This is a genomic window from Seonamhaeicola sp. MEBiC01930 (assembly GCF_045277075.1).
Classification (GTDB): Bacteria; Bacteroidota; Bacteroidia; order Flavobacteriales; family Flavobacteriaceae; genus Seonamhaeicola.
The window spans coordinates 3,466,739-3,486,552 of record NZ_CP104270.1 but is presented as its reverse complement, the minus strand read 5'-3'; the positions used below and the strand labels follow the sequence as shown (position 1 = coordinate 3,486,552).

At 31.8% G+C, this 19,814-nt stretch carries 26 protein-coding genes; 11 read left to right on the top strand and 15 right to left on the bottom strand.

Annotated elements, in window-relative coordinates; translation table 11 throughout:
• Nucleotides 1-2: 2 nt before the first annotated feature.
• A complete protein-coding gene (locus N1F78_RS15050) occupies nt 3-488 on the bottom strand; it encodes an acetyl-CoA carboxylase biotin carboxyl carrier protein subunit (RefSeq protein ID WP_406683995.1) in 486 nt (161 codons plus the stop codon).
• A gap of 313 nt (nt 489-801) precedes the next feature.
• Here N1F78_RS15050 and N1F78_RS15045 point away from each other — a divergent pair, with 313 nt between their 5' ends.
• Nucleotides 802-1,398, top strand: a complete 597-nt coding sequence (locus N1F78_RS15045) for a YceI family protein (RefSeq protein WP_406683994.1) — start codon at nt 802-804, stop codon at nt 1,396-1,398.
• A gap of 169 nt (nt 1,399-1,567) precedes the next feature.
• The gene (locus tag N1F78_RS15040) at nt 1,568-2,695 is read left to right on the top strand and encodes a D-2-hydroxyacid dehydrogenase (protein WP_406683993.1); all 1,128 of its coding nucleotides are present in this window, start codon (nt 1,568-1,570) and stop codon (nt 2,693-2,695) included.
• On the opposite strand, the gene N1F78_RS15035 is transcribed toward N1F78_RS15040, so the two are convergent.
• From N1F78_RS15035 to N1F78_RS15025, 3 genes are read right to left on the bottom strand one after another with little or no spacing between them, the layout of a single operon-like run.
• Nucleotides 2,692-3,363, bottom strand: coding sequence for a PrsW family intramembrane metalloprotease (locus N1F78_RS15035; RefSeq protein ID WP_406683992.1), 672 nt, complete (start codon nt 3,361-3,363; stop codon nt 2,692-2,694). The genes N1F78_RS15040 and N1F78_RS15035 overlap by 4 nt on opposite strands.
• Nucleotides 3,360-3,917, bottom strand: a complete 558-nt coding sequence (locus N1F78_RS15030; protein WP_406683991.1) for an NUDIX domain-containing protein — start codon at nt 3,915-3,917, stop codon at nt 3,360-3,362. Before N1F78_RS15030 ends, N1F78_RS15035 begins: the two co-directional genes overlap by 4 nt.
• A gap of 35 nt (nt 3,918-3,952) precedes the next feature.
• A complete protein-coding gene (locus N1F78_RS15025) occupies nt 3,953-5,041 on the bottom strand; it encodes a M42 family metallopeptidase (RefSeq protein WP_406683990.1) in 1,089 nt (362 codons plus the stop codon).
• Nucleotides 5,042-5,177: 136 nt separating this feature from the next.
• On the opposite strand from N1F78_RS15025, the gene N1F78_RS15020 reads away from it, so the two are divergent.
• Genes N1F78_RS15020 through N1F78_RS15010 form a run of 3 tightly spaced genes read left to right on the top strand, consistent with a single transcriptional unit; the run spans nt 5,178 to nt 6,985 of the window.
• Nucleotides 5,178-5,861, top strand: coding sequence for a DUF4294 domain-containing protein (locus N1F78_RS15020; RefSeq protein WP_406683989.1), 684 nt, complete (start codon nt 5,178-5,180; stop codon nt 5,859-5,861).
• Nucleotide 5,862: 1 nt separating this feature from the next.
• Nucleotides 5,863-6,489 carry a hemolysin III family protein gene (locus N1F78_RS15015; RefSeq protein ID WP_406683988.1) on the top strand — a complete coding sequence of 209 codons (627 nt, stop codon included), beginning with the start codon at nt 5,863-5,865 and terminating at the stop codon, nt 6,487-6,489.
• A 4-nt stretch (nt 6,490-6,493) separates the two neighbouring features.
• Entirely contained in the window at nt 6,494-6,985 is a 492-nt protein-coding gene (locus tag N1F78_RS15010) for a GNAT family N-acetyltransferase (protein ID WP_406683987.1), read from the top strand.
• On the opposite strand, the gene N1F78_RS15005 is transcribed toward N1F78_RS15010, so the two are convergent.
• The 3 genes from N1F78_RS15005 to N1F78_RS14995 are packed head-to-tail and all read right to left on the bottom strand — an operon-like array spanning nt 6,982 to nt 8,868.
• Entirely contained in the window at nt 6,982-7,410 is a 429-nt protein-coding gene (locus tag N1F78_RS15005) for a DUF4268 domain-containing protein (protein WP_406683986.1), read from the bottom strand. The two genes, N1F78_RS15010 and N1F78_RS15005, sit on opposite strands and share 4 nt — an antisense overlap.
• Nucleotides 7,411-7,417: 7 nt before the next feature.
• The gene (locus tag N1F78_RS15000; RefSeq protein ID WP_406683985.1) at nt 7,418-8,092 is read right to left on the bottom strand and encodes a ZIP family metal transporter; all 675 of its coding nucleotides are present in this window, start codon (nt 8,090-8,092) and stop codon (nt 7,418-7,420) included.
• A 44-nt stretch (nt 8,093-8,136) separates the two neighbouring features.
• On the bottom strand, nt 8,137-8,868 hold the full coding sequence (locus N1F78_RS14995; protein WP_406683984.1) for a class I SAM-dependent methyltransferase: 732 nt from the start codon (nt 8,866-8,868) through the stop codon (nt 8,137-8,139).
• 219 nt (nt 8,869-9,087) lie between these two features.
• Between N1F78_RS14995 and N1F78_RS14990 the strand changes: the two genes are divergently transcribed.
• Nucleotides 9,088-10,245 carry a class I SAM-dependent RNA methyltransferase gene (locus tag N1F78_RS14990; protein ID WP_406683983.1) on the top strand — a complete coding sequence of 386 codons (1,158 nt, stop codon included), beginning with the start codon at nt 9,088-9,090 and terminating at the stop codon, nt 10,243-10,245.
• 113 nt (nt 10,246-10,358) lie between these two features.
• Here N1F78_RS14990 and N1F78_RS14985 read toward each other — a convergent pair whose 3' ends face one another.
• The 5 genes from N1F78_RS14985 to rlmD form a co-directional block, all read right to left on the bottom strand.
• The gene (locus N1F78_RS14985; protein WP_406683982.1) at nt 10,359-10,844 is read right to left on the bottom strand and encodes an NUDIX hydrolase; all 486 of its coding nucleotides are present in this window, start codon (nt 10,842-10,844) and stop codon (nt 10,359-10,361) included.
• Nucleotides 10,845-10,996: 152 nt separating this feature from the next.
• A complete protein-coding gene (locus N1F78_RS14980) occupies nt 10,997-12,088 on the bottom strand; it encodes a polysaccharide lyase family 7 protein (RefSeq protein WP_406683981.1) in 1,092 nt (363 codons plus the stop codon).
• A gap of 163 nt (nt 12,089-12,251) precedes the next feature.
• Entirely contained in the window at nt 12,252-12,977 is a 726-nt protein-coding gene (locus N1F78_RS14975; protein WP_406683980.1) for a DUF6048 family protein, read from the bottom strand.
• Complete coding sequence (locus N1F78_RS14970) at nt 12,949-13,494, bottom strand: DUF6452 family protein (RefSeq protein ID WP_406683979.1); 546 nt, start codon at nt 13,492-13,494, stop codon at nt 12,949-12,951. Before N1F78_RS14970 ends, N1F78_RS14975 begins: the two co-directional genes overlap by 29 nt.
• Before the next feature lie 15 nt (nt 13,495-13,509).
• Nucleotides 13,510-14,964 (bottom strand): 23S rRNA (uracil(1939)-C(5))-methyltransferase RlmD, encoded by a 1,455-nt coding sequence (gene rlmD, locus N1F78_RS14965; protein WP_406683978.1) that lies wholly within the window; start codon nt 14,962-14,964, stop codon nt 13,510-13,512.
• A gap of 124 nt (nt 14,965-15,088) precedes the next feature.
• On the opposite strand from rlmD, the gene N1F78_RS14960 reads away from it, so the two are divergent.
• The 3 genes from N1F78_RS14960 to rocD all read left to right on the top strand — a co-directional run bounded on the left by N1F78_RS14960 (nt 15,089) and on the right by rocD (nt 17,410).
• Nucleotides 15,089-15,646: an RNA polymerase sigma factor gene (locus N1F78_RS14960; protein WP_406683977.1), complete on the top strand. Its 558-nt coding sequence runs from the start codon at nt 15,089-15,091 to the stop codon at nt 15,644-15,646.
• A complete protein-coding gene (locus N1F78_RS14955) occupies nt 15,636-16,022 on the top strand; it encodes a DUF6768 family protein (protein WP_406683976.1) in 387 nt (128 codons plus the stop codon). Before N1F78_RS14960 ends, N1F78_RS14955 begins: the two co-directional genes overlap by 11 nt.
• 143 nt (nt 16,023-16,165) lie before the next feature.
• On the top strand, nt 16,166-17,410 hold the full coding sequence (gene rocD, locus N1F78_RS14950; RefSeq protein ID WP_406683975.1) for an ornithine--oxo-acid transaminase: 1,245 nt from the start codon (nt 16,166-16,168) through the stop codon (nt 17,408-17,410).
• Between the two features lie 46 nt (nt 17,411-17,456).
• Here the strand turns inward: rocD and N1F78_RS14945 are convergent, their stop codons facing one another.
• Both N1F78_RS14945 and N1F78_RS14940 read right to left on the bottom strand, forming a co-directional pair.
• Nucleotides 17,457-17,789 carry a CCC motif membrane protein gene (locus tag N1F78_RS14945; protein WP_406683974.1) on the bottom strand — a complete coding sequence of 111 codons (333 nt, stop codon included), beginning with the start codon at nt 17,787-17,789 and terminating at the stop codon, nt 17,457-17,459.
• 10 nt (nt 17,790-17,799) lie between these two features.
• The gene (locus N1F78_RS14940; RefSeq protein WP_406683973.1) at nt 17,800-18,084 is read right to left on the bottom strand and encodes a DUF2752 domain-containing protein; all 285 of its coding nucleotides are present in this window, start codon (nt 18,082-18,084) and stop codon (nt 17,800-17,802) included.
• Between the two features lie 87 nt (nt 18,085-18,171).
• Between N1F78_RS14940 and N1F78_RS14935 the strand changes: the two genes are divergently transcribed.
• Together N1F78_RS14935 and N1F78_RS14930 are read left to right on the top strand one after the other, a co-directional pair.
• The gene (locus N1F78_RS14935) at nt 18,172-18,360 is read left to right on the top strand and encodes a hypothetical protein (protein WP_406683972.1); all 189 of its coding nucleotides are present in this window, start codon (nt 18,172-18,174) and stop codon (nt 18,358-18,360) included.
• Nucleotide 18,361: 1 nt separating this feature from the next.
• Nucleotides 18,362-18,922, top strand: coding sequence for a Smr/MutS family protein (locus N1F78_RS14930; RefSeq protein WP_406683971.1), 561 nt, complete (start codon nt 18,362-18,364; stop codon nt 18,920-18,922).
• Here the strand turns inward: N1F78_RS14930 and N1F78_RS14925 are convergent.
• Entirely contained in the window at nt 18,915-19,814 is a 900-nt protein-coding gene (locus tag N1F78_RS14925) for a hypothetical protein (protein WP_406683970.1), read from the bottom strand. The two genes, N1F78_RS14930 and N1F78_RS14925, sit on opposite strands and share 8 nt — an antisense overlap.

Below are 19,814 nucleotides of genomic sequence, written 5' to 3'. Positions count from 1 at the left end.
TTCTACTCAAATTCAATTAACAAATGGTTTTTTTCAACTGCATCACCCATTACAGCGCTAATTGATTTTATTATACCATCTCTAGGTGATGTTATAACATTTTCCATTTTCATGGCCTCAAGAATCAATAAAGCATCATCTTCTTTAACTTTTTGACCAACTTCAACATTAACCTCTAAAATAAGTCCTGGCATAGGCGCTTTAATGGAATTAACATGCTTTGTAGTTCCAATGGTAAATCCCATTTCCTTTATAAGAAGGTCTAAGTCATTAAAAATATCAACTTTATAGAGGTTGTTGTTTATTTTAACCCGATAGGTTTTACTGTTGAAATTGGATTCAACAATTTCTGCATTATAAGATTGATTGTTTTGTAGAATATGGTACTTCAATTCTGAAACTTTCAATATATCAAGTTTAGACACATCATCAGTATTAATTTCAAAATCAAAAGCATCATTAACCCTAGTCTTGAAAACCTTTTGCATAATTATAATAATTGGTTTAGGTAAATATAGTTATTCTGAAATAGAAGTTTTTGAAATAATTCCCCAACAGAATAATTGAATAAAATTATTTAAAACATAGATTAAAAATATGAGTTAGATCATGTTATTAAGAACTTTGGTGCTGTTGTTTTTTAGTCCTTAAACATGATAATTTTATGAATATTTCAATTTCAACTCTTATATATGATGTAAAAATACGATATTTTTAATAAAAACCTGATATAAATCATTTTTTGATAATATTAAAAAAATGAAATTTGCTAAATAATTTTAATCATTTAATATTAATCTCATGAATACTATAAATTTTTTTAAAAGGCTAATTATTTGCATAGTTGCAATTGGGTTTTCAGTTAACTATTCACAGGGTCAAATGTTGGGACTTGAAAACAGTGAATCTACATTAACTGTTTTTGGTACATCTAATTTACATGGTTGGAAAGTAGATGCAAGGACCCAACAAGGGTCTATAAGTTTCAATAATTTTGAGTCTTGCGAAATAAATCATTTATCGCTCACGGTATTTACAGAAAGTTTAAAAGGTGCAAAGCCAGGTATATCTGAAACGGCTTCAAAAACCTTAAAGGCAGATAAGTATAAATTTATTTTATTCACTCTTACTGAAGTTAGTGATATAACTAAAAAAAGTAACGGTGTTTTTGAACTTGAGACATTAGGGTATTTAACGATTGCTGGTATAAAAAAATTAACACCTATTGCTTTTAATGTAACCATTGTTGATAATAAGGTAAATCTTAAAGGTAGAATTAAGTTAAAAATGACAGATTTTAATTTAATACCACCCGAAGCATTATTAGGAACAATTAAAGCAAAAGATGAAATCATGTTAAGATTTGATGCTAGATTTACTGAATCTACATTATTGTAAATTAACAGTTTATATTAGAATTGCCTCTTCTTTTAAGGAGTTATATGTCCTTAGATGAAGGGGTTTTTAATTTGGTTCATATTTTTAAAGTTAAAAATGATTTTCAATGACCTAAACTACTTGCTATTTGATGTTGAAAATAGTAACTTCATGACTTATTTGGTTTATTATGAAAAGGTTACATACAATTGTGGTTGGTTTATTTTTACTTATTGGTTTTTCTTCTATTGGACAGGTTGATGATAATAATATAGATTCCTTAATAAATGTTTTAGGAATTAAAGAATCTGAAATTGCAAGTAAGGACATGGAAGGGTGGTCAAGACCTAAAAAGATAACCATGAGGTTTAATTCGAGAGTAACTAGTGGTTTTGGTTCTAAAGCATGGATTCTAGAAGTAACAGATGGTGTACCAATTGAATTTGTTAGCTCTCAATCTGAAATTGAGGAAAGTATTGTTGATAGCGATGTTTATATTGGTGGGTGTACAAATCTTATTGCCAAAGGTGAAAACCTAGATTATATTCATATAACCTCTGCAGGTATTGATAGGTGCGCAACAATTCCAGAAATTAAAACTTCTAAATTGATTGCAACAAATAATGCTAAGGCAAGTAGTGAAACCATAGCAGAACATAGTGTAGCCTTAATGATGGCATTGACTCGTAGAATACCAATGTTTCAAGATCTAAAATCAACTTCCAACTGGAATAGGGGAAGAGACTCTAGTGCGCCTAATGCAATTTCGGTAAAAGGTAAAACCTTGTTGGTTCTTGGGTTAGGAGGTATTGGAAATCAAGTAGCTTTTCGCGGTAATAGTTTGGGAATGCGAGTAATAGGAACAAGGAATTCGAGTAGAACGGGTCCAGATTATGTTGATTATGTTGGACTTAGTGATGAAACATTGGAATTAGCAAAGCAGGCAGATATTGTAGTAAATGCATTACCACTTACAGATAAAACAAAGAACCTTGTTGGGGAAACTTTCTTTAATAATCTAAAAAAGGGAAGTTATTATATTTCAGTTGGAAGAGGTAAAACTACTGATACAGAGGCTTTAATAGCTGCGCTTATTAATGGAAAGTTAAGTGGAGTTGGACTTGATGTTACTGACCCAGAGCCATTACCTAAAGATCATAAACTTTGGTCAATTCCCAATGTAATTATTACACAACATACTGCAGGAAGGTCTGATTTAACAAGTAAAAATGGCCTAATAATTATAAGAGAAAACCTTAGGCGCTATATACAAGGTGAAAAATTGCTAAATATGGTAGACTTGGCAAGAGGCTATTAACTCTTAAAATTAGATCTTTCTTGGTGGCGTTTTATAGCTTTTCTTGATAATACTATTCCAACTATTAACGAAACGAAAGCACCTAACCATATTCCGGGAATGAAATCTATAAACAGGAAAAAATCATAAGCTCCGTGAAATATTGTTGCTAACAATAACCCTGTTAGGTTTAATACTATTTTATTATTTGAAAACTTAGCTTTTCCCATATAGTACCCCATTAAAATTCCGAAAGTAGCATGTGCCGGAACGGCAGTGAAAGCTCTTAAAATTGCTGTTTGGTATCCTCCTTCAAGTACATAAAAAATGTTTTCCGTAGCAGCGAAACCCATTGATACCAAAACGGCATATACAATACCATCAAAAGGTTCATTAAATTCTTTTTTAGTTTGGGCAAAATACCTAACAATAATGTATTTACTATACTCTTCGGTTAAACCAACTACAAAAAATGCCCGAATGAATTGTTGAATAACACTCATTTGGTTAAGTTCTATCACAATACCTATTGCATAGTAAAGAATAGTAGTAATTATTATGCTTACAATAGCTCCTAATAAGAAACTATAAATTAGTAGTCTTTTAGGTTCTTTTTCGTATTTGTCTTTATAATATATATAGAGAATAACTATAAAAACGGGAGCAACAGCAAAAAGTAATAAATTCATAATCTAACGGATTCAGATATTTTTTTAAGGACAAATTTGTAATAACTTTTATTGGAAGGAACAAAGTGATTTCCATTGTTTCCAAGTGTATCAATGAGTTTTTGAAATTCGGCAAACGTAACTAATTTAAGAGCTTCAACTTCTCCTTTCTGCGGAGTTAACTCAGCAAGAGGCGCGTTGAATTTAGCAATAAATGTATTATGAAATTCATTATCATTAATACCATTATCATAGCTCTGAAAACATTCAAAAACACCAATTGTTTTTAAATCAGTTTCTGAAATTGTTAAACTTATTTCTTCTTGAATTTCTCTAATAGCGCCTTGTATGATAGATTCACCCGCATCAATATGTCCTGCAACCGAGACATCCCACATTAAGGGGCATATAACTTTTTTTGAAGAACGTTGAGACAATAGAATTTCACCTTTTGTAGTGTAAAACCAAATATGGGCAGTATTATGATACAGTCCTTTTTTATGAATTACAGATTTTAATTCAGATTGTCCGGTTGGAATGCCTTTAGCATCAACAATATCTATGCGTTCATCCATATATAAAAAGATTCCCGCAAAAGCGGGAATTATTATTAATCAAAATAACTAAAAGTATCTCCGTCTTTAATATTTAAAAGTGATTCGTATATTAACTTTATTACGTTTTCAACATCTTCTTTATGAACCATTTCAACAGTGGTATGCATATAACGAAGTGGTAAGGAAATCAAAGCAGAAGCAACACCACCATTGCTATAGGCAAAAGCATCTGTGTCTGTTCCAGTAGCTCTTGAAAGCGCCGAACGTTGGAAAGGAATCTCTTTTTTTTCAGCTGTTTCAATAATTAAATCTCTTAATTTTTGTTGAACCGCAGGGGCATAGGCAACTACTGGACCTTTACCCATTTCCAAATGCCCTTCCTTTTTCTTTTCAATCATTGGGGTGGTGGTGTCATGTGTTACATCTGTCACAATAGCCACATTGGGTTTAATGGTTTGCGTAATCATTTCAGCACCACGTAAGCCTATTTCTTCCTGTACAGCATTAGTTATGTATAATCCAAAAGGTAATTCTATATCATTTTCTTTTAATAAACGTGCTACTTCAGCAATCATAAAACCACCCATGCGGTTATCAATTGCTCTACAAACAAATTTATCATCGTTTAAAATATGAAATTCATCAGGGTAAGTAATAACACAGCCTACATGAACTCCCAATTTTTCAACTTCTTCCTTGTTTGCACATCCACAATCAATAAAAATATTATCAGGTTTTGGAGGTTCTTCCTTAGCTCTATTTCTAGTGTGTATGGCGGGCCAACCAAAAACCCCCTTAACAATACCTTTTTTAGTATGTATATTTACCACTTTGCTTGGTGCTATTTGATGATCACTTCCACCATTTCTAATAACATAAATTAGTCCGTTATCACTTATATAATTTACATACCATGAAATTTCATCTGCATGACCTTCAATAACAACTTTGTATTTTGCCTTAGGGTTTATAACACCAACAGCAGTTCCGTAGGTATCGGTAATAAACTCATCAACGTAAGGTTTTAAATAATCCATCCATAATTTCTGTCCATCCCATTCATAACCGGTAGGAGCAGCATTATTTAAATATTTTTCTAGAAAATCAATTGATTTTTTATTCAGAATTTGCTTCTTCGACATATATAAAAGTTTTGCACTAAAATAAGAATATTAATGAAAGCTAGTATTTTAATCAAATAAAAATATCCCGTGTTAAAAGGCGTTTTAGAATTAGTAAATTGTTAATTTTGAAAGCCAAAGCTTCAGAAATAGATTTATGAACATTTTTAAGTACATATTCTTATTACTACCAGCACTTTTGATAGCACAAACTAATGATGTGCAGAACGATTCTATTTCAACAATAGAATATATTATTATTGAAGGTGATTCTGTTCCAAGAACCTCAATTGATTTAGAAGAAGTTAAACTTTTGCATAAGCTTAAGTTTGATAGTAAGAATGACCGTATTAGATATTTAATACTTCGTCGAAAAACGCTAAAAGTTTATCCTTATGCAAAATTAGCAGCGGATAGGTTGGATTCTATGACACAAAGATTAACAACTTTGAAACGAAACAGAGACAAAAAAAGATATACCAAGCGTGTACAAAAGTATATTGAAGGTGAGTTTTCAGAAAAACTTAAGAAGATGAGTAGGACTGAAGGACAGATTCTTGTAAAATTAATACATAGACAAACAGGAAGAACAGCTTTTGATTTGGTAAAAGAGCTTAGAAATGGATGGCGTGCCTTTTGGTATAATACTACAGCTAGTATGTTTGATATTTCGTTAAAACGAGAATTTAATCCAGATCAAGTAAAGGAGGATTATCTGATTGAGGATATTCTACAGCGCAACTTTCAGAGTGGACGTTTAGAAAGGCAAAAATCAGCTATTGAATTTGATTTCTATGATTTAACTGATAAATGGGTGAATCACGATTCTACAAAAGACTAGCATGCGGAAACAATCTCCTTTTGAAGAAAAACTGAACGCTATCACACATGGTTTTGGTACTTTTTTTGGAATTGTTGCTTTAATTTTACTTATAGTTTTTGATACTAAAAAGACTGATTGGAGCTTATTTAGTGTTATTGTTTATGGTGTTTCTATCATTGTTTTATTCTTGGCTTCAACCTTATATCATTCCGTAATTAAGGAGACCAAAAAACATTATTTTAGAATAGTAGATCATATAAGTATATTTCTCCTTATTGCAGGAACGTACACTCCAGTTTTGCTTATCACTTTAAATGACAGCTTAGGTTGGTTGTTATTTTGGGTTGTTTGGGGAATTGCGGCTTTTGGAGTTATCTTAAAACTTTTTTTTACGGGTCGGTTTGAGGCGTTTTCTACATTGCTCTATTTGGTGATGGGCTGGTTAATAGTTTTTGACTTTTCTAGTTTATCTTCTGTTGTAGACAGTAATGCCATTATCTTATTATTTGCAGGAGGGTTAGCCTATACTGGTGGTATTATTTTTTATGCCATTGAAAAGATTCCTTTTAATCATGTTATTTGGCATTTGTTTGTTTTAGCTGGGGCTATATTTCATTTTTTTATGATATTCTTTTATATAATTTAGTAGGATGGTTAATATTGAAATAGCTAGAACTTTTAAGGACTTCCAGATTATTGAGGGTTTGGCAGATATTATTTGGCGAGAACATTACGTACCTATTATTGGTTTAGCTCAGGTTAATTATATGTTAGAAAAATTCCAGTCAGCAAAAGCTATTGAAGAGCAGGTTGCTGATGGATATGAGTATTACTCCTTTTATTTTAAGGATGTACCATCTGGTTATCTTTCAATAAAAAAAGAAAATGAAGCTATGTTTTTAAGCAAAATATACGTAGTTGGAGAGTATAGAGGCATAAAAATTGGTAAAACAGCCCTGGATTTTGTAGAAGAAAAAGCAAAGTTCTACAATCTGGACAAGATTAGATTAACTGTAAATATCAATAATGTTAACTCTATACAGGCTTACGAAAAATTGGGTTTTAAAAAAGTTGGTCCTATTGTAATTGATATTGGTGGCGGTTTTATTATGGATGATTTTGAGATGGTGAAAGAGGTTTAACCTTCAATAACCTCTTTATATTCTTCAAAAAAAGCTTCAAATATGCTCATTTTTTCATTGAAGAACTCCATAACCACTTGCCATGAGTTTTTGTTGTGAATAGATACTTTTTGCTCTAAAGGAATATAGATTCTAGAGACCTCTTTATAATTCTCTAATATGTATTCTTCATCAAAAATAGCATCAGGTAAGAAATCATCAATTAAAATAGATTTTAGAGCAGTTAACTTTTCCCAGTATTTAATTCGGTGTTCTAAATCGTCTTCAAGATCAATAGCTACCAATGCTTTTTTGGTGTCGAAATGAAATTTAAAGCTGAAGCCCTTCAACTTGGTATCATAAAGAATCCATTTTCTTGGAAAAGACTTTCCAAAACTGGTCCAAAACTCCTGTCTTAATATTCTAGATTCTTCTTTAGAGAACATAATTTAATTAAATAAAATATGCAATTATAACTCCTAAAATAATAGCGACAAATTTAGACATGTTGAATTTATGTCCATCACTGCTTTCAAAAAGAATAGTAGTTGAAATATGAAAAAAGATTCCAATTACTATAGCATTTAGCACATGTCCGTAATGAGCAATAGCTTCCCAAGTATGAGATATTAAGGTACCTAGTGGTGTCATGCATGCAAAAGCCACTAAAAAGGCCGTTATTTGAAATTTGTCATAGTCAGATTTAAACAAAAACATACTTATTATTGTGGCTATGGGTATTTTATGAATTAATACCCCATACACCATATCATTATGTTCGTGAATTGAAAATCCTTCTAAAAAACTATGAATACATAAACTAATAAATAATAGCCAAGGAAATGTTTTACTGTTTTGATGAACATGTACGTGTCCATGCTCAGCACCTTTAGAAAATAGTTCTAAAATAATTTGAAGTAAAATACCGCACATAATAAAAAGTCCGGTTTGTTTTGCGTCTAAATGATTATAAACCTCTGGTAGTAACTCAAATAAGGTTAGTGCTAATAAAAAAGCACCACTAAAAGAGAGTAAGAGCTTGGTGTTCCAAGATTTACGGTTTTTAGTAAAAGTGGCTATAATAACACCTAAAACAACGGCTAAAAAAGGAAAAAGATAATCACTCATTTAAAAAACACCCAAAATTGCGGGCTATTACTGCCAATTATTGGCTATTTAAAAATCATTACTAAACGTTCAGATGCATTGTTTCTAAACTTGCGCAATTTATAATCTCCAAAAACATCAAGCAAATGTACGTCAGCTTTTTTAAACAAATTTTCAAAATCATTTATTGTAAAAGCCCTTACACGTTCTTGAAAACTAAATAAGCGCTCATCAATAGTGAACTCAATATCTTTAATAATATGTCCGTCTTTTACATAACGTTTTAAGTTAAAGGTAATATCATCAACAACCTTTACTTCTTCTGGTACTAAATTGTCTATAACATACTCACTGTTCATAAAATCAATTACTCCAAAACCAAATTCGTTTATAGTGGCTTTAATGGCTTTTATGGTGTTTAGGTTATCAGCATCATCATCAAAGTAACCAAAACTTGTAAATAGGTTAAAAACAGCATCAAATTGCTTTCCGTAAGGTTTGCACATATCATGAACATTAAACTTTAGGCGGTGGTTTTCAAACTTTTTAGCATAAGCAATGCTATTTTCGCTTAAGTCAACGCCAGTTACATCGTAACCTATTTTGTTAAGATATCGGGCATGTCTTCCACGTCCGCAAGCCAAATCTAAAATGGTTCCGTTTTCAGGAATATTTAAATAGTTGGTAAGGGTATCCATAAAGGCATGGGCCTCAATATCGTCTCTGTTTTTATATAAAATATGGTAATATGGTGTATCAAACCAAGAAGTAAACCAAGTAGAAGTATCTGCTATCATTAATCATTTTTATAGGGTTATCATGCTTAAAGTGGATAGGCTTTATTTGTAGCTTATTATTATGGAACTCATGAACCCAAATTTCATTAACATAAATTTAACACAAAAGTACGTGATTTTTTTCATGTGTGCGTTTCATTTAAAAATTTAGTTCTCACAGAAGAAAATTACGCTATTTTTACAGCCTAGAATAGTTAAGCAATTAAGTAGTAGCGAAACATGGAAGAAAATTTCAAAATGGTTGCCAAAACCTTATTTGGTTTTGAAGAATTATTAGAAAATGAACTTGTACAACTTGGGGCTCAAGAAGTAAAAAAGGGGGTGAGAAATGTAAGCTTTGTTGGAGATAAAGGCTTTATGTATAAGGCTAATTTAGGATTGCGTACGGCCATTAAAATATTAAAACCTATACACACGTTTACCGTTAATGGTGAACAAGATTTATATAATAAATTATATAAAATGTCTTGGGAAGACTATTTAAAACCTACTGGTTCTTTGGCTATTGATGCTACTATTCATTCGCATTTATTCAAGCACTCTTTATTTATAGCGCAAAAGACAAAAGATGCTATTGTAGATAAATTCAGGGATACTACAGGGCAACGGCCTAATGTAGATTTAAAATTCCCTGATTTAAAAATTAATGTGCATATAGACCGTAATCAGTGTACAATTTCGTTAGATTCATCGGGTGATTCACTGCATAAACGTGGTTATAAAACCGCAACTAATATTGCTCCTATTAATGAGGTTTTGGCTGCAGGATTAATTATGCTATCTGGTTGGGATGGACAATCTGATTTTATGGACCCCATGTGTGGTTCTGGAACCATGCTTATTGAAGCTGCTATGATTGCTTGCAATATTCCACCAAATTTAATGCGTAAAGAATTTGCTTTTGAACGTTGGCAAGATTGGGATGTTGAATTGTTTGAAAAAATAGAAGAATCTTTACTTAAAAAAACGCGCGATTTTCATTATAAAATTATTGGGTATGATAAAGCACCAAGTGCGGTTTATAAAGCCATAGACAATGTTAAAAATGCACAGTTGGATGATTTTATAACTATTAAGCATGAAGATTTTTTTAAAACTCAAAAAGGAGGAGAGGGAAAATTACATATGGTGTTTAACCCACCGTATGGTGAGCGTTTAAATATAGATATGGAAGCTTTTTATAAAAATATTGGCGATACATTGAAACAAAATTATCCTGGAACTGATGCCTGGTTTATAACCTCTAATCTTGATGCCTTAAAACATGTAGGTTTACGCCCTAGTAGAAAAATACAACTTTTTAATGCCAAGTTAGAATCTAGGTTAGTAAAATATGAAATTTATGCTGGTAGCAAAAAGGGGAAATATATGAAGTGATTTTGGAGGGTGTCCTTTAGTTTTAAAGTTAGGAAGCTGTTTCAATGATTTAAATCAATCGATATACTAACTAGGAATTTACATGTTAAAAAATCAATAAGTAAATTTGCTAATTATAAACAGCTAGTTATCCTTTTCTTAGTTAACTCTAAAATTTTGAGATCAATAGAGTGGATAGTTCCAATATTTTCTTTACCGTCCCAAAAACATATTTTTGAAATTTCTGGGTTTTTTTCAAAATGCCCTAATTCTTTAATTTTGCCAAAGTATAAAGTGCCAAATTCTACACGCCTTACTTTTATTCTGTAATCTGGCTGTAATTCAAATTTCATAATTCCAAGAAATTTAATATCTAAAATCTCTTGATTTGATTCTTCCTTTGTTTCACGAATGGCGCACTGGCTTGGGCTTTCACCTTTATCAATTAATCCTCCAGGTAATTCCCAATGTTCTTTTTGTTTATTGAAAACTAGCAGGTGTTTATCGTCATGAATTACAACTGCAACAGAATGGGTGAGCGGTAAGAATTGGGAAATTTTATTTTCCTTAACATCAATAAAATCTTCAAAAACATCCCCTTTGTTATTCTTTAAAATCATTTTAATTAAGCATGTTTTTCTAGATTAAAACATTTGCTTAAAGTTGTATATACTTTGCAAGTCCTTATAACCTTATTTGGGCTATTCATTTTGTTTTTTACTTTGATTAAGTAAAGATTTTAAGTGATTATATTTTTTGTATAAATACTTCATTAATCATTTTTAAGGAAATACCCTTCGTTAGAATAGGCATCTTCACTAACCAATATATCACCAGTTTTAAACCAAACTTCAGCATAGTTACCAGTTTCATATTGTTTTTGAAGATCGCCATCAAAAGTTTCTGCACCAGAGCACCAGTTTCTATTTACTTCTGGAGATTTTCCGTTGGTTTGGTTATAACAACCAAGTTTAAAAAACAGGCCTTCTTCGGCATATGCTATTTCACGCTCTACACCATCTTGACCAATTGGAAAAAACAAATCTTGAGTTTGCTGAGGAATGTCAGACGGTTTTGAGTATTCAGATTGAATTAAATTTTTGGTAAAAGTTTTGGTATCATGCCCGTTACTAGTAAAGGTTAAGTGCATCATACCTGCTTTAATCTCAATTTGGTAACTAAATTCTTCACCTAATGCTATACCGTCTTCTGGTTCTTCAGGATAGGTGTTTTCTGTAGTACCAACCACCGAAAAATCATTACCCCAAACGGCCGATGAATAGTCCCATCGTTTTGAATTATCTTCTCCTGCGGTATTGATTTCATAATGCCAAAACACCGAGCCTTTAGTTTGACCAGGGAATTTCTTGTAAAATATTTTTAACGGCTCGTTTTCATGAAGGTCTGCACTATGAATTTGCCCAACAACTACTGAATGTGTTGAAGCTACCCTTGCATCACCAGTAGCAGAAACATTCATAACCTTTAAAGTTGCAGATAATTTAGCATCTGTCATAGCAGACCATTTTTTTAATTGAGCTAATTCAGTTCTGGTATTGTTTGAAGTACCATGAGTATCGCCTGCATTAGGTGATTTGAATACTACCCAATTACCACTTTCATCAGTTGATGTATAAAAGTAGTCTTTGTGCTCAAAATTTACAGCTGGACCAACATTAGAACCGTCACCTAAAATTAAATTCCAATGGTTGAAAAATGGAATAACATCACTAGCATATGCCTTCTTAGATGTTTCCTTTTCGGTATTTGTTTCAGTAGGTTTTTTATCCGAATTCTTACAGCTATTTAAAGAAACAATTAAGGATAAAAATATAACAAAATTGGTGAGTTGTGGATTCTTCATTTTAGGTTTAGTTTAGAGTTTTTTATTAAGTTACCACTTGCTTATAAAAAGGTGGCGCTTAACTTAGTATTTAGGCTAAGTTAAAGTTTTTATCATAAAATGTGCAATAGGCGATTGGTACTTATCAACAAATTCTAAATAAAAACTAATCTATTCTTAAAGCTTATTTTGCTTTTTTATAAAGTGGTATTCTGTAAGATAACGTATAACTATAACTGGTTCCAATACCTGAAGTATCATAGGTTTTACCAAACCCGGGTATGTACACATTTTCAAAATTATTAGGAACGGATTCACTAGCCAATAGTCTTAGTTGCACATTAAGCCCCATAAAAAAGTTGTTGAATAACTCTACCTTCATACCCAAAATAACCTCTGCCCAAAATGCTGTTAAGCCATTAAACTCTTGAACTTCATTTGATGTCAATTGTGGTGCCCAATACTGATTACTACTATATACCGAAAAACTATTTAAATCGTGACTAAAGGTACTGGCGCCTACACGGAATCCGGTGTAAATCATATTATCCATATCTAACCAATTATCGTACATATTAAAATCTACGCCTGCCTTTAAATATGACCCTGTACTGGTTATATCCATATAATCATTAATAGTGTTTTTTTCTTCAAAACCCAATTCGCCAGCAACGTAAAGATTCTGTTTTAGCCTAAAATCTGCAGCTACTTCAAAACCGGTGTAGTCATCATCTAGAAATGTACGTGCCAGTTTACTTATATCTGCGGTAATTCTTAATCCATATTTCTGTAAAGTCCTTATGGAATCAGTCTCAGTTGTTATTTCGGTATCATTTTGTGCGTTTACAGACACACAAAAAATTATCATTAATAGAAAACTACTAATGGAAGATATTAAAGTGTGTTGCATTTTCATTTTCTATAGGTTCATTATCGGTTAAGTCTTGTGTAGATATAAGCCAATTATCACTGTCTGATTCAATATTTACAGTAATGTTGTTAAAAATTGTTTTGTACCCGCAAGCTCTGGAGACATATAATAATTCTCTACTATAGTTGATGGTTAATATGTCCTGATTCCCTCCAATAATGTCATCAGATACGTCGTCAGGGGTATCATTGTCATCATAACTATAATCTTTATGAACCACATATTGCGTGGTATTAGCATCTGTTTTAAGTGGTAAAACTAATGAGTTTGTAGTTACGTTTGCATAACCAGAAAGAATATCATCGTTATCAAAACCAAAAACAACCACGTTAAAGGCATTTTTAGTACTCTCTTGGTCGTCAATGTCATACAAATCTATAATTAATCTTGGTGTGGTAACTGTGCTTTCAGCACATATGTCATCGCGTTCACAACTAATGGTTATTCCAATGACTAAGGCAATAATTGGAATGAGTATTAATCTTATATATTTCATTAAAAATTTATAGGTTTAATCTTTTTCTAATAGCATTACAGTTTCTATATGCGAGGTATGCGGAAACTGATCAACCAAACTTAACTTTTTTATATTATATCCTGCAGCTCTAAAATGTTCTGTATCCCTTGCCTGAGTTGCAGGGTTACAAGATACATAAACCAAACGTTCTGCATTTAGGTTTATTATTTTTTTCAGCGTTTTTGGGGCAATACCAGCACGTGCAGGATCTAGAATAATAGTTCTTATTTTGCCAATATATTCTGGATGCTCGCTTAAGAATTTACCAACATCAGCAGCATAGAATTGTAAACCATTTATATTATTTCGTTTTGCATTTTTTTTAGCATCTTCAATAGCAGAAGCAACAATATCAACACCAATTATTTTAGTGTTGTGAGCTTTAGATGCTAGTATTTGTCCAATAGTTCCTGTGCCGCAAAATAGGTCTAAAACCACAGAGTTGTCTACGGCTTCTTTGTTTTCTAGAGCATAATCTATCACTTTACTGTAAAGTTTCTCTGCTGATTTAGGATTGGTTTGAAAGAAGCTTTTCATGCTTATTTCAAAATTAAGGTTTAGTAATTCCTCTACTATTTTGTTTTCTCCATAAATAAGTTTAATGCGTCCAGTAGTAGCAATAGTTCGGTCTCCTATTTCATCATTTATTGTATGTAGAAAACCTGCAACTCTATCACCAAATAGCTCTACTAAATAATTAGCAAAATCATTGAGGTTAAATTTTGGTAAATGGTAAGAAGTAGTTACTAAATTAAAGAGTAATTGGTTGTTTTTATATGATTTTCTTACCACTAAATACCTAAAGAAACCTTCTTTTCTTGGAGCGTGCCAAGGTGCTAAATCTGTTTGCTCACAGTAGTTACGGATGTTTTTAAGGTTGTTTTCTACTTCAGCATCAAACAAACCACTGTCTTTATTTAAATTTTCACCGCACCACCAAAGTCCACGTCTTTTAAACCCTAAAGTAAAACAATCAACATCTGTTTTTTTGTCCCTGTCATAGCCAATGGCCGAAAAACCATATTCCATTTTATTCCGATAATGAAATGTACTTGGAGAACTTATAAATTCATCAAAAAGAGACTCTATGTTTTCAACTTTCCCTATGCGCCTAAAAAGTTCTAATGTACTTACCGTTTTATAGTCGTGTTGCTTTTCAATAGGTAAATTAATGTATGGCGCTCCAGGAATATCTTGGTAGGGCACTTCTACTTCATCTTCCGACCTCTTTATAACATCTAGTAGTTTACCTTCAGCATATTTTTTGCTAGATTTTTTTATTTGGGTTTTTACGGTTTGCCCTGGAATTGTATTGGGTACAAAAACTACAAACTCACCATGTTCATTTCTAATTCGTCCAATACCTTTACCGCCAAAGGCATAATCTTCAATGAGTAACTCTATAGTTTCTCCTCGTTTTACAAACTTATTTCTTTCTCTTCGTGGCATCCTGCAAAAATAATAATAGCAATAAATAAATACAGTTTTATTTCTGTTAACTTTAAATGATTTAAAAATAAAATGAACCTTTTTTATTTTTTTAAGTCATTAGAGTATAAGGGCGATTCTGTTTATGAATAAAGAGCAACGTATTATTGATGCTGAATTAGTTAAGGATTATAAATCTGGAAATAATTTGGCCTTTACGCAACTTGTTAAAAGATGGCATAAAACCTTTTGTAATAAGGCGTATTGGATAGTAAAAGATGCTGATGTTGCTAAAGATATTGCACAGGAAACATGGAACACTATTATTAAAAAGATAGATGATTTAAAAGACCCCAAAACCTTTGCAAGTTGGTCATTACGCATTGTTTGTAATAAATCTTTTGATTGGCTTAAAAAACAGAATAGAACCAGGGAGCGCATACAAACTTATAATTATGGTGAAGAAGCTGAGGAAATTAATAGTGACGATGAAAAGGAATTACTAAAGCATCAATTATCTAAAGCTATTAAATCACTGAATTTAAATCAGCAAATGGTGATAAAATTGTTTTATGCCGAAGACTATTCGCTAAAAGAAATAAGTAAATCCTTAAATATTTCCGAAGGAACAGCAAAATCAAGGTTATATCATGCTCGTGAAAAATTAAAAATAATACTTAAACATAGAAATTATGAAAAATAATATGGAGGACATTGACAAATTAATTAAAGAGACGTTAACGCAGGAAGAAGCTAAATTTTATGATGAATTAGAAGAACAAAACATATTTCAAATGTTAGGAGGGTTATTTAGAGGTAAAAATTCATGGTTAGCATTAATAATGAATTTAATGGTTGCTATAGCTTTTGGTTTAATGATTTATTGTATAATCCAAACTTTTGATGCCGATAAAACCAATGATTTAATTCTTTGGATATCAGGTGTATTATTATGCTTTCTTTATATAAGTATGATAAAAATATATATGTGGATGCAGATGCATAGAAATGCTTTAACAAGAGAGATAAAACGATTAGAATTACAGGTTTCCTCTCTGTCTAGCAAAATATCTGAATAAGTTTTATTCTAAAACCGCTTTATATTTGTTAAATTGCGTACCTATCCAGGGATGATTTCTCTCCCACGCTGAATTTTCAGAGCTTTCTGAAAGGATAAAGGTAGAGCAGGAATGGTTATTTTATTAATTAAAAACTTTTTAAAATGGCTGTTTTAGAACAATTAACATCACAGCAAGCAATTGAATTAGAAAACAAGTATGGGTCCAATACCTATCATCCGCTTCCGGTAGTACTAAGTAAAGGAGAAGGAGTATATGTATGGGATGTAGACGGAAAACGGTATTATGACTTTTTATCTGCATATTCGGCGGTAAACCAAGGACATTGTCATCCAAAGATTATTAACGCTTTAATTGAACAGGCTAAAACAATTACACTAACTTCTAGAGCCTTTTATAACGACAAACTTGGGCTTTACGAAAAGTTTACTTGTGAGTATTTTGGATTTGATAAGTTGCTACCAATGAATTCTGGCGCAGAAGCAGTTGAGGCAGCTTTGAAAGTTTGTAGAAAATGGACCTATGAGGTAAAAGGTGTTCCCGAGAATGAGGCTAAAATAATAGTTTGTAATAATAATTTTCATGGTAGAACAACAACAATAGTGTCATTTTCTAGTGATAGTACGTCAAATAAAAATTTCGGTCCCTATTCTGATGGTTTTATTTGCATTGAATATGATAATTTAGAGCAATTAGAGCAGGTATTAAAAAGTAATCCTAATGTTGGTGGGTTTTTAGTAGAACCTATTCAGGGTGAAGCAGGAGTTTATGTGCCTTCTGAAGGGTTTTTAGCTAAGGCCAAAGCCTTATGTGAAGCTTATAACGTTTTATTTATAGCAGATGAAATTCAAACAGGAATAGCAAGAACGGGGAAATTGTTGGCTGTAGATCATGAAAATGTAAAACCAGATATTTTAATTCTTGGCAAAGCATTAAGTGGTGGTGCCTATCCTGTTAGTGCTGTTTTAGCCAATAATAATGTTATGAAGGTTATGACGCCTGGTACTCATGGCAGTACTTTTGGAGGTAACCCGTTAGCGGCAGCAGTTGCAATTGCTGCATTAGAAGTTGTTGAAGATGAACAATTGGCAGAAAATGCTGCTACTTTAGGTGAAATTTTTAGGAGTGAACTAAATAAATATATTAAAACAAGTAGTGTTGCTACACTTGTAAGAGGTAAAGGCTTATTAAATGCTGTTGTAATTAATGATACGGAAGATGGTGATACCGCTTGGAAAATCTGTTTAGCCTTACGCGATAATGGTTTAATAGCTAAACCTACTCATGGTAACATTATAAGGTTTGCACCGCCATTAGTAATGAATAAAGAGCAATTACTAGACTGTATAGATATTATAACCAGAACCTTTAAACAATTTGAAGAATAAAAAAAAGCGACCAAATTTGGTCGCTTTTTTTGTTTGATTTGATACGTTATTGGCCCATCATTTCTTGTATTCTTTCTTGCATCAATTGTTGATCTTGCATGGTTTCCCAACCAAAGGTTGTAATCATCCAGATTACTAAAATAAAATATAAAGCACTTAGAATAATACCAATAATGGCTAAAATTTTACCAGTTTTTACGTTTGAATAACCCGTATAAGCTTCAGGGTTTTCGGCATAAACTTTAGCAGCTTTATTTGCTAAAACAATAGCAATAATACCTAGAATAAGTCCTATAATACCGTAACAACAGCACGTTGCTATTGATAAGATTCCGAAAACTAGAATAAGTGTTGAATTTGGTAATTTTTGTTGTTCCATTTTATTGGTTTTAGTGAGTTAATTTAATAAAATAGCCAATTACAGCTATTAGGACCGTAATAATTATTAATCCCATTTTAATCTTGTAATCGTGCTTAAATTTTATAAAAAGATTAAATATAAGAAAAATCAGTAATAATAAAATATTATAGATAGCTGGATACATATAGAAGGCTTCCACAAATTCTCCTCTTAAAATTAACGCCACAGAGCGTTGTAATCCACAACCAAAACAATCCACTCCAAAAAGTTGTTTGTTTAAACAGGGCAGCATATATTCCTCAAGACCTTCCATTTTTCAAATGTAAAAAAACCAATCTAGAATCTTTTATTGACTTCACAACATTTTCCTTTAATTTGCATTTAATTCAACTAAGGTTAAATGAAATATTTAAACTATATACTAATTGTTATTGGAGCTATCATTGCTTTGTATGCAAATAGTAAGCAAGAACAGAATCAATTTATACTTATTATTGGTATTGTATTTTTAATGATTGGTATTTACAGAATTTCTAGAACTATTCCCAGTAAAAGGGAACGAGAAGACGAGCTAAATAACGAAGAATAATATGAAATTTAAGGTAGGAGATGAGGTTTCTGTATTAGATGAAGATTTATCTGGAGTGGTTAAAAAAATTATAGGTAAAATGGTTTCTATTGAAACGAATGATGGCTTTTTATTAGAATTTCCAGAACCTAGTTTGGTAAAAGCAAAACCTTTAAATTTTAAAAAGGAAATTTTCTCTCATGCTGGTTTAAGTAATGTTGTTTCAGAAAAAGAACAACCTGTGAAACGAAAACAGCCTAAAGTAAAAGCTAAAGAGCGTTTTCAACCTACTATGGAGGTTGATTTACATATACATCAGTTAGTTAAATCAACTAAGGGTTTGACTAATCATGATATGTTAACCCTACAGTTAGATACGGCTAAACGACAATTAGAATATGCCATAAACAAACGTATTCAAAAGGTAGTTTTTATACATGGCGTGGGAGAAGGTGTTTTAAAACTGGAGTTAGAGTATTTATTTGGGCGTTATAGTAATGTGAAGTTTTATGATGCTAATTATCAAAAATATGGTTTAGGCGCAACAGAAGTTTATATCTATCAGAATAATAAGCCTAATTAAAATCAGGTGTTATACTTACGGTGCCAATTGTAGATTGACCGTAGGTCCCAAAGTCAAGCTCATCTTGTGATAATTCAGTAATGTCAATATTCTTTATGTTTATTGCAATTAGATATTCTTGAGTATAAGTATGGTTTCGGTATGCCGTGGCTGGAACAGTGTTTTTTACTACATCGTTTAAATAATCGGCTCCAACTTCCTCGTTAGTAATATCATTTGCTGGATTATTATCTTGACTAGCATTTTCTTCGTCTCTAGTCTTAACACCATCACCATCATCATCTTCATCTAAATAATCAGGTGTTAAATCTCCATCAGTATCTTGGGCGTCAATAATATCTCCATCTCCATTAGGGTCTGGTAATTCATTTTTTGTTAAAACGTTGTCACCATCGTCATCAGCATCTTTGTAATTTGGTATTCCGTCTCCATCTGTATCATCGTCTGTTAAATCACCATTTTCATTAATGTCCTCTAATTCAGATGGAATTCCATCGTTATCATCCTCAGTAAGCACAGTAAAAATGTCAACCTCACAATCACTAGTTTCATCAACATTAATGTCTAAATTAGCGGGTATCTCATTACAGAATAAATTAGAAATAGACGCATCATTATACGTTCTGTAGTTAAAGGAAGCAGACTTATCTTCTATTTTTAAGGTATCATTACTTTCTACAGCCAGCATGTCTTCTATTGAAAAACTTGAAATAAGAACTGATATAGACTCAGATGGGTCATCTTTTGTTTTGTATATAACTAGATCTGATACACCTTCGCATGCATAAAACTCATCGCCAAAATCCAGATTAAAAGTGATAATGTCACCATCATCACATGAATAAAGGCTAAGTAAGCAGATAGAGATTAAAACAAAAAACAACTTGCGCAT